Source organism: Myxacorys chilensis (assembly GCF_059505265.1).
Genome location: NZ_JCACKG010000312.1, coordinates 23,507 through 32,216, shown reverse-complemented (window position 1 = coordinate 32,216; position 8,710 = coordinate 23,507). Strand labels below are relative to the sequence as shown.

Genomic DNA, 8,710 nt, shown 5'->3' with positions numbered 1-8,710 from the left:
GTAGATACGCTTAAATCTTTTGTGCTTCTGTCCGAACTAAAGGGGTCACTTCAAGAAGCAACTCAATTAGGAATTCGGATCACGGGCTTGTTGGGCGTGTTGATAGACGCTAAACAGCGATTTCTAATTCCTGCTGTTAAGCCTCTAATGGATCAACTGATTGAAACATCTGAATTTCGAGTATCTCAAAGGTTGTATGAACGCATTTTAGAATTGGTAGGGGAAGTGTAGTGCCAAAGTAGTTTTCAGCACGGTTCGTTATGCAAATTTCTGAGTGAAGGGCAAAGCGATCGTAAATCATTAGCGATCGCGCATTCTAAGTTATTACCTCCACTACAAAGGTGACATCAGTGCTTTGCACAATTCTGAAGAAACTACGGCTGCTCAAGTTTTATCTGTCGATGAACAGCGACGATCGTCCGCAAAAGATTAATTCCAACCGAAGATAATTCACTTGCAGCAGCGATGTTGTTAGGACAGCATTGAGCGATTTTCAACTTCCAACCATCGGCTGATGCTTAGAGTCACGAATGAAATCACGATCAATATGCACATTGAGCCATAGCCGTACTGATTTTAGTTGCGCTGATTCTAAATGTACTGAGTTTAGAGGCTTAGTTTAATTTCATCCACCAATTAAGCAAGAACAGAAGATGTCATCAGAAATGCTGTATCGAGACCTCGGCAACACAGGAGAAAAAGTCTCCGCGATCGGACTTGGTGGTTGGCACCTCAGCTTAAAGCACGTTGATGAATCTCTCGCTATCCAGATTGTTCGTTCCGCGATCGATCGAGGCATTACCTTTATGGATAACTGCTGGGATTACAACGATGGAGTCAGCGAAATTCGCATGGGCAAAGCACTCCGGGATGGCTACCGCGACAAAGTGTTTCTCATGACCAAAATTGACGGACGCTCCAAAAAAGCAGCCGCAGAACAGATCGACGAATCCCTGCAACGTCTTCAAGTTGACCACATTGATCTTGTTCAACACCACGAAGTTCTGCGGTACGAAGATCCGCATCGTATTTTTGACGAAGAAGGGTCACATGCCGCGTTTGTCGAGGCGCAGAAAGCTGGCAAACTTCGCTACATGGGCTTCACGGGGCACAAAGATCCTCAAGTTCACTTGCACATGCTCGAAGTAGCCGCCGCTCACGGTTTTACGTTTGATACCGCGCAGATGCCGCTCAATGTGATGGACGCTCACTATCGCAGCTTTGCCAAACTAGTTGTGCCAGAACTGGTCAAACAAAACATTGGCATTTTGGGCATGAAAAGCATGGCAAATGGAATTCTTTTACGATCAAACACAGTAACGCCGATTGAGTGTCTTCACTATGCGTTGAATCTACCGACATCGGTTGTGATTACCGGAATCGACAGTATGGAAATTCTGGATCAAGCATTTGAGGCCGTGCGAACATTTCAACCCATGAATGATCAGCAGGTGCAAGCATTATTAGCAAAAACTGTAGAAGCCGGAGCGCGAGGAGAATTTGAACCCTTCAAAACCTCGTCGATTTTCGATGGTACGGCTCAAAACCCAGATTGGCTTGGCGAAGAGCCACAACGTATTCAGGAGTTAATGTCTGCGTAAGTTGCTCGGTTAATTAGCGTGGGATAATCAGCATACTTAACTTCCACGAATTTAGACTGTGCAACCCAATAAACAACCTAATAGAAACCGTCGAGTTTTCGCTTGGCTCGATCGAGTCAGAAATGGTAATTCCCCCACCTTATGGAGATCGCTACTGTGTTGGATCGTCATAGGACTATGCAGTGGTCTGTTTGCCAGCCTCTACTGGACAGTGCTGGAGCAGTTCACCCATGTCTTACGGGAGTTTCAAGGCGTAAGCCTGCTGATTGTGATGCCGTTAGCAGGACTCGCGATCGGGTTAGTCATTCATGTGCTTGGCAATCCGGGTGAAATTGGCTTAATTGTCGATAACATTCACTCTCGCGGTGGGCGAATTGAAACGCGAGAAAATCCCTCAATGCTGCTCTCGTCGTTGGTCAGTATTTCAGCCGGAGGCAGCCTCGGACCTGAAGCTCCAATGGTGCAAGTCACAGGTTCAGTCGGCACATGGGTCGCCGATCGCTTGCAGTTGCAGGGAGAGGCACTGCGATCGCTGAGTCTTGCTGGAATGGCGGCTGGGTTTACGGCACTGTTTGGCGCACCCTTGGGAGGAGCTTTCTTTGCATTAGAAATTCTGCATCATCAGCATGTTGTAGAGTATTACGAAGCCATTTTGCCAGCCATTGTTTCTAGCTGTGCGAGTTATGCTGTCTTTGTCCTCATTACTCAGTTAGGAATTGGCCCCACCTGGCATTTTCCCGTCTATTCCATTGAAAAGGTAAATGACTTTGCCTTCGCCATTCTCTTTGGTATTTTAGGAGCGCTAATTGCGTGGATCTTTATTAGCATTTTCAAAGCATCTGCTTGGTTATTTACAAGATTTTCTATGCCTGTTTATGTACGAACCACACTAGCAGGTTTAATCCTGGGTGGTTTAGCCGCTTTTTTCCCTCTGACTCGCTACTTTGGGCATGATGAACTTAACATCATTGTAGAGAACAACGCAGATGCAATCGCATTATTGCTGTTAGCGTTGGCTAAGATGATCGCCATTAGCGTCACAGTAAATGGCGAATGGCGGGGTGGATTCATTATTCCTTTGTTTTTCACGGGAGCTTGTGTCGGCAAAGCGATCGCGCTCCTCGTTCCTGGATTAAATCCTGTCTTAACCATGATTACCACAATGGCAGCTCTCAATGCTGCTGTAACCCGGACTCCTATCAGTACAACATTATTGCTTACGAAGCTAACTGGGTTCACACCCTTTACACCCATTCTTTTTGCCAGTCTAGTCGGCTTCTTTCTATCTCCCAAAATGCCATTAATCAAATCTCAATTGCAGCCCAAGCCACCGCTCGCGTCTTGAATTCGCAGAGTCTGTTTAAACCTAAACCGAGATTGCGAGAACAACGCCTCTAAATCTCGGTCGTTCCTTGCGGAGCCGGAACCACAATATAGCCTTCCTCGCGATCGCCTAACACCAAATTTTTCTCTAAGCCCCAGTACCACCAGTGCGCCGCAACATAGGCACAAACGAGACTATCCAACTGATCTTCCAGCGCTTTCATCTCCATGCCTTTTAGCGGAATTTCGGGCAAATCTTGGAGATCCAGTTTGGGTTCTAATCGGGGCAAGTCTTCTAAAAGGTGTTGACGGAGTTTCATCAGCCCAACTCTGCGATCGCGCACGGTTCCCTTTTTGTATTTAATAATTCGCTCCAGCCGAAACAGATGAATCATCGCTGGATGCGGAAACACCTCAACCTGATAGCGTCCTGGCTGTTGAGGCGTAATCTCAGGCGCATGAACAAATTGACGCGCTTCTAAACTTAAACCAAAGCCAACCGTCCGAGCGGCAAACGGCAAACCCAAATTAGCAGGATAACAGCCCGCATGATAGCGCCCGAAGAGGTGGTGAGCGAGACGGTCGGGCGATCTCGTCCCAGTTTGATTAGGGATGAGGATAGGCGCATCGATCGCAATCATGGCAGCATCTGGCTCGGGAACCTGCTGATCAATCCACCTGAAGATGTCGTCAAACGTCTTCTCTCGCCGCAGATCCACCAACGCTAAAGTCTCACCGTGCAATTCTAAACAACACAACCCGCTCGGATTTGAACTCCAAGCCAAATCGACGCCAATGAACTTCATCATGTCGTAGGTTTTCTACAATTAGCACGAAGCGCAACTGTTAAGCCGCTAGTGATTTTTTTGCTGTCTCAACCGTTCTACCTCTGCTCGAATCGCAGATAGCTGCGCGGTTAATTCTTGCAGTTCCAATTGCACCTCGGTTGACGTTGGCGGCACTTCGGTTGCGGTTGTCGTGACCGTTGTTGGACCACTCATCGCCCGTCGCTCAGCCATAAAATTATCGACATAACTGCGGGCTTCGCGTTCGGTCACTTCGCCTTTGGTTGCCCATTCTTGGGTTAACTCGCCGAGGTCTAATCTCAGTTTGGTAAGATTCGCATCTCGTTTTTGAGGATCTTGAAGAATTTCGACAAGGGAAGTCGTTGCCCCAAGGGTGACGCGAAAGCCCCGTTGCAGCAGTTGCACAACCGTATCAGAATTCATAAGCTTGTCCCAATTCTGCCTATAAAGTGATTCACTGCTCTGATCTTACTGCACTGGCTTCAAGACGGGAGTTACAAGACATTTAAGTTATGAGCCATTTGTTTGATTCCTTGGAAATAGAGCTGAAAAAAGAGACGCATCGATGCGTCTCTCAGGCTGATTCAAGTGATTTGACCCGATTACTCTGACAGACTACATCGTCAATGATTCGGGATTGGTTTCGATTAGTTTCGCGAGATCCTTTAAGAAGGCAGCAGCATTTGCACCGTAAATGATCCGGTGATCACAAGTGATGTTGACCTGCATTTGCCGACGGACGCCGAGTAGACCGTCATTCGTCGCCACAACTTGCGGACTCGATCCACCGATCGCGAGAATTGAACCTTGTCCTGGGGGCAGAATGGCATCAAAGGAACTGACTCCAAACATGCCTAAATTAGAGATGGTGAAGGTTCCCGAACTGTATTCATCAGGCTGAAGCTGCTTAGCGCGCGCGCGATCGACAAGATCTTTCCAGTTGCGAGAGAGCGAATAGAGGTCTAGCTGATCGGCATTTTGCAATACAGGCGTAATCAGTCCACCATCATCCATTGCAACCGCGATCGCAACATTGATGTTCGCATTAAAATGAGTGCCTTGATTGACATAGCTGGCATAGAGCAGAGGATGCTTTTGCAACGTTACGGCAACCGCTTTCGCTAATAGTGCCGTCATCGTCACGCCTTTAGACTTGAGTTGCTTATATAGCTTGTCTAAATTGTCTGTTGTGATCGTATAGCCAACGTGGAACGTGGGAACCTCTAAACTCGCCATCATGTTGCGAACCACGGCATTCTGTAGCGTGTTCATAGGCTGAGTTTGACCCGGTTGAACGGCAACCGCAATTGGCGCAGGCGCAGGACGAGCAGGGGCCGTTGCCGCTACAGGTGGCGCGACGGCTGGTTTTGGAGCAGCGGGAACTGGAGCCGAGGCAGGAACTGGAGTAGGAGTCTTGCCTGCTGCCGATTCAACATCTTCTGCCACAATTCGCCCATGAGGGCCGCTCCCCGATAGCGTTGCCAAGTCAACCTTGAACTCTTTAGCAAGTTTGCGAGCACGAGGAGAGGCGACGATCCGATCGCTGCGGACAGGACTGCTGCCATTGCTGCCGTTGCCATTTGCGCTCACTGCTGTTTCCGCCACGGCAACCTGCTCTTGATCGGCGGCTGACTGATGCTCTGCTGCTGGTTTTGCACTGCCACCAGAGGCTTGCTGTTGCGCCGCTTCGACTTCCGCTTCGGTTTCAGCAAGCAGCGCGATCGCAGCCCCAACCGGAGCCGCTTCTCCAGCAGGAGTGACGATCGCGGCTAAAATGCCGTCGTAGAAAGATTCCACGTCCATGTCGGCTTTGTCCGACTCAACCACCACAACGGTTTCGCCTTTTTCTACTTTGTCGCCCGGAGACTTGACCCAAGAAACAATTTTTCCCTCGGTCATGGTGGAACTCAGAGCGGGCATGAAAATCTCGTGAATCATGGGAGTTGTTTAGAATTAGGTCGGCGGGAAGTAGTGAAGGACACACAACAGATACGCCTCTTGCCGATCAAATTCTATCGGATTAGGGTCAAGAATTTGAACCGCAGGCTACAACTAGAAAGCAGCAGCAAGAGGCGGGCATTACACATGGTATGAAATGGGGCAGGCGATGGAGCAGAATAACGATGGATCACAGCAGCAGTGCAGGCAAGCGAATCTAAATGTCGCCTCGAATCTCTTCAACGATGCCGTCGCGCAGCACGACCTCTACATCCATTTTTGAGATCAAATTATCTCCCGGTTCAATCCGAAAGACGCTGCCAATCTGAGCCTGAACAACTTCCTGATTCAGATCCAACATCTGCACCTGCTGGAGTTGTTGCAAAATTTGATTTTTCTGCTCAAGCAGTTCACTCTTGCGCTGGTTGAACTGCATTTTGATGCCTTCCATCTGCTGAATGGCGTCTGGTCCGGGCGGTTGAATGCCTTGCCGTTGAACTTCCGATAGGACTTGTTGAAGCTGCATGTCTAGCTGCTGCAACTGACCATCTAACTGGTTGAGTTGCGCTTGGAGTTGCTGTTGGGCTTCGTCTTTCCAGCGTGGGGTGACGATCGCTTTAACGTTGACATTACGCTGGAGCAGCAAATGCGATTTAGAGATTTCCATATGCAGTTCAGGTGTAAGGGCGTGGGGCGTGGAAATTGGGTTTCCGATGTCCCAGTCTACGGTAAAAACATCTCGTTAATCATACCTTGGTAGCGTTCCATCACAACATTGCGGCGAATCTTCAGCGTTTGAGTCAGGAGGTTGTTTTCAACGGTGAAGGGTTCGGATAGAAGGCGGAAGGGACCAATGCGATCGTCGGCTCGATATCCGGGACGTTCTTTAACCAATCGAGTCAATTCTTGTCGGTAAAGCTCTTGCACCGCCGCACTATTGAGATCGAGCTTGCCGTCAGCCGACCATTTTTCGAGGGCTTCCATATTCGGGACAATCAGAGCGCCCAGAACTTTCTGATCCTGTCCGACTAACATGATCTGATCGATGTAAGCACTCCTGAGACAGGCGTCTTCAATTGGCTGCGGCTCGATGTTTTCACCGTTGGTCAGCACGATCGTATCTTTCGCCCGTCCGGTAATGACCAAATCATTAAAGGGCGTCACCATTCCGAGATCGCCTGTATCAAACCAGCCGTCTGCATCGATCGCTTTCGCGGTCGCCTCCGGGTTGTTGTAGTACCCTTTCATCACTTGCGTTCCCCGAATCAAAACGAGTCCTCTTTGACCCACGGGAAGGTCTTTGCGGGTTTCTGGATCAACAATCCGGGTTTCGGTGGTGGGTAAGGGTTCGCCGTCTGCGCCGCGAACATTGCGCCACGTTCGACGCACATGCGTGATAGGCGAAGTTTCGGTTAAACCATAGCCTCCGAGAATGTCAATTCCCACAATTTCAAAAAAGTCTTCGAGGTGTTCGGCGATCGAGCCGCCACCACTGACAACAAATACCAATTGTCCGCCAACGCCGTCGCGGACTTTTTGATAGACCAAGCGATCGCCTAATTCGTGAATGACTTTGAGGGAAGCGGCTTTGAGTGCCGCGATCGCGCGGTCTGCGGCTGATGCATCCAACTTGTCTAAATTCAATCCTTTTGCCGTTCGCCGTGCCTCAATGTAGCGCTGACTATTCTTTAAGAAGAAGTTGACTAATTTTTGCTTGTTCTCTGGTTGCTCACGAAACTGTTTCTGAATTCCTTCGTAAATCGATTCCCACAGGCGAGGCACACCCACCATGTAGAACGGTTTGAAGTCCTTTAAATCTTTTTTGACAAACCGAATGTTGGTGTAAATCTGCGTGCAGCCATTGGAAAAAATGAAATACTCAAACGCCCGCTCGTAGCAGTGCCAAATCGGCAGAATGCTGAGAACCCGCTCTCCGGCTTGAGGTTGAACGACAGTTGCCGCTGCCGCCACTTGGTACAAAAAGTTGCCGTGAGTCAGCATCACTCCCTTCGGCATTCCCCCGGTTCCAGACGTATACATTAACGTTGCTAATGTATCGCGAGACTGCTGAACAGGCTGCAAAGGATAGGTTTTACCGAGATCCAGAACCTCATTAAAACTCAGCGTTTTGAGTTCATCGTCGGGAGCCGATTCGTCAGAGAGCAAAATCACAAATTGCAGCGGCAGATCGTCGAGGTTCGGACGAAGTTTCTTGAGCAACTCAAGATCTTGAACGACTAGCGCGATCGCGCCGCTATTTTTCAGAATAAACAGCAGTTCTTCCCGGTCTGCCTGTGCGCCGCGTACTACATCTACCGCACCCGACCGCATAATGCCTTGATCGGCAACTAGCCAACGCGGGCAGTTATCTGAAAAGAGCGCGATTCGAGCCGGAACATCTTCTGCTGCTGGAATGCCCAACGCCTGCAAGCCTGCGGCAAACTGCTGCATCTGCTCGTATAGCTGGGCGTAAGTTAACTTCACCTCTGGCTTGCTGTGCGGATCGTGAACCGCTGTTACTGTGGCAAACCGTTGTGCAGCGATCGCCCACATTTCAGGCAGCGATCGCACCTGAAAATAGGGAGACTGTTCCAAGGTTGGAACGTTAGCGGGGGCATAGGGGGCACGGCTCATGACACAAGCTCCTGGAGAATGAATCGGTAATTTAACGGTATTCTGCCCTCAAATCTAACAACGGCGGGGAGGGACAGAATTTATTGTGGCCTTAATTTGTAGCGGCGATGCGTAATTTTTATTGAGAGATTTAGTGCATCAAGGGCGCTTTAGCTTCGTGATAGTACTGAAGTGTTTTATTAATTTGTAAGAGAAATTTGATTTCAATTCTGAAGTCTCCGTAAATTCTACACAAGATTCTTTTATTATTGCGCCCCCTATGTCAGAGTAAACACTGAATTTGTCTATTGAACTTAAGACTGAACTTGCCCCTTGTTCTAACGTTAAGAGTTCAACATTTCTCTTTCTAAGTGAAGCTGCGATCGCTGCAATGTTGCCCCCAGAGATTAGCGCACGCAATTCTTTATG

The 8,710-nt window shown here is 48.9% G+C and carries 8 protein-coding genes; 3 read left to right on the top strand and 5 right to left on the bottom strand.

Going from position 1 to position 8,710, the window contains the following annotated elements:
- From AC5JLB_RS30845 to AC5JLB_RS30835, 3 genes are all read left to right on the top strand, one after another.
- Window positions 1–231 (top strand): PIN domain-containing protein (locus AC5JLB_RS30845; protein ID WP_495877642.1); only part of this gene is annotated, 231 nt, incomplete at its 5' end.
- A gap of 422 nt (window positions 232–653) precedes the next feature.
- Window positions 654–1,601, top strand: a complete 948-nt coding sequence (locus AC5JLB_RS30840) for an aldo/keto reductase (RefSeq protein ID WP_495877641.1) — start codon at window positions 654–656, stop codon at window positions 1,599–1,601.
- 58 nt (window positions 1,602–1,659) lie between these two features.
- Window positions 1,660–2,946 (top strand): chloride channel protein, encoded by a 1,287-nt coding sequence (locus AC5JLB_RS30835; protein WP_495877640.1) that lies wholly within the window; start codon window positions 1,660–1,662, stop codon window positions 2,944–2,946.
- 49 nt (window positions 2,947–2,995) lie between these two features.
- Here the strand turns inward: AC5JLB_RS30835 and AC5JLB_RS30830 are convergent, their stop codons facing one another.
- The 5 genes from AC5JLB_RS30830 to AC5JLB_RS30810 all read right to left on the bottom strand — a co-directional run bounded on the left by AC5JLB_RS30830 (window position 2,996) and on the right by AC5JLB_RS30810 (window position 8,302).
- Window positions 2,996–3,733 (bottom strand): DUF429 domain-containing protein, encoded by a 738-nt coding sequence (locus AC5JLB_RS30830; RefSeq protein ID WP_495877639.1) that lies wholly within the window; start codon window positions 3,731–3,733, stop codon window positions 2,996–2,998.
- Window positions 3,734–3,778: 45 nt separating this feature from the next.
- On the bottom strand, window positions 3,779–4,153 hold the full coding sequence (locus AC5JLB_RS30825) for a hypothetical protein (RefSeq protein WP_495877638.1): 375 nt from the start codon (window positions 4,151–4,153) through the stop codon (window positions 3,779–3,781).
- A gap of 192 nt (window positions 4,154–4,345) precedes the next feature.
- Window positions 4,346–5,668, bottom strand: coding sequence for a dihydrolipoamide acetyltransferase family protein (locus AC5JLB_RS30820; protein ID WP_495877637.1), 1,323 nt, complete (start codon window positions 5,666–5,668; stop codon window positions 4,346–4,348).
- A 217-nt stretch (window positions 5,669–5,885) separates the two neighbouring features.
- A complete protein-coding gene (locus tag AC5JLB_RS30815) occupies window positions 5,886–6,335 on the bottom strand; it encodes a YlqD family protein (RefSeq protein WP_495877636.1) in 450 nt (149 codons plus the stop codon).
- A 56-nt stretch (window positions 6,336–6,391) separates the two neighbouring features.
- Entirely contained in the window at window positions 6,392–8,302 is a 1,911-nt protein-coding gene (locus tag AC5JLB_RS30810) for an AMP-dependent synthetase/ligase (RefSeq protein WP_495877635.1), read from the bottom strand.
- Window positions 8,303–8,710 lie beyond the last annotated feature (408 nt).

Excerpts from the sequence above, each read along its gene's own strand:
- AC5JLB_RS30840 (WP_495877641.1), top strand. The coding sequence starts at position 654 with ATGTCATCAGAAATGCTGTATCGAGACCTCGGCAACACAGGAGAAAAA.
- AC5JLB_RS30830 (WP_495877639.1), bottom strand. The coding sequence starts at position 3,733 with ATGATGAAGTTCATTGGCGTCGATTTGGCTTGGAGTTCAAATCCGAGC.
- AC5JLB_RS30825 (WP_495877638.1), bottom strand. The coding sequence starts at position 4,153 with ATGAATTCTGATACGGTTGTGCAACTGCTGCAACGGGGCTTTCGCGTC.
- AC5JLB_RS30820 (WP_495877637.1), bottom strand. The coding sequence starts at position 5,668 with ATGATTCACGAGATTTTCATGCCCGCTCTGAGTTCCACCATGACCGAG.
- AC5JLB_RS30815 (WP_495877636.1), bottom strand. The coding sequence starts at position 6,335 with ATGGAAATCTCTAAATCGCATTTGCTGCTCCAGCGTAATGTCAACGTT.
- AC5JLB_RS30810 (WP_495877635.1), bottom strand. The coding sequence starts at position 8,302 with ATGAGCCGTGCCCCCTATGCCCCCGCTAACGTTCCAACCTTGGAACAG.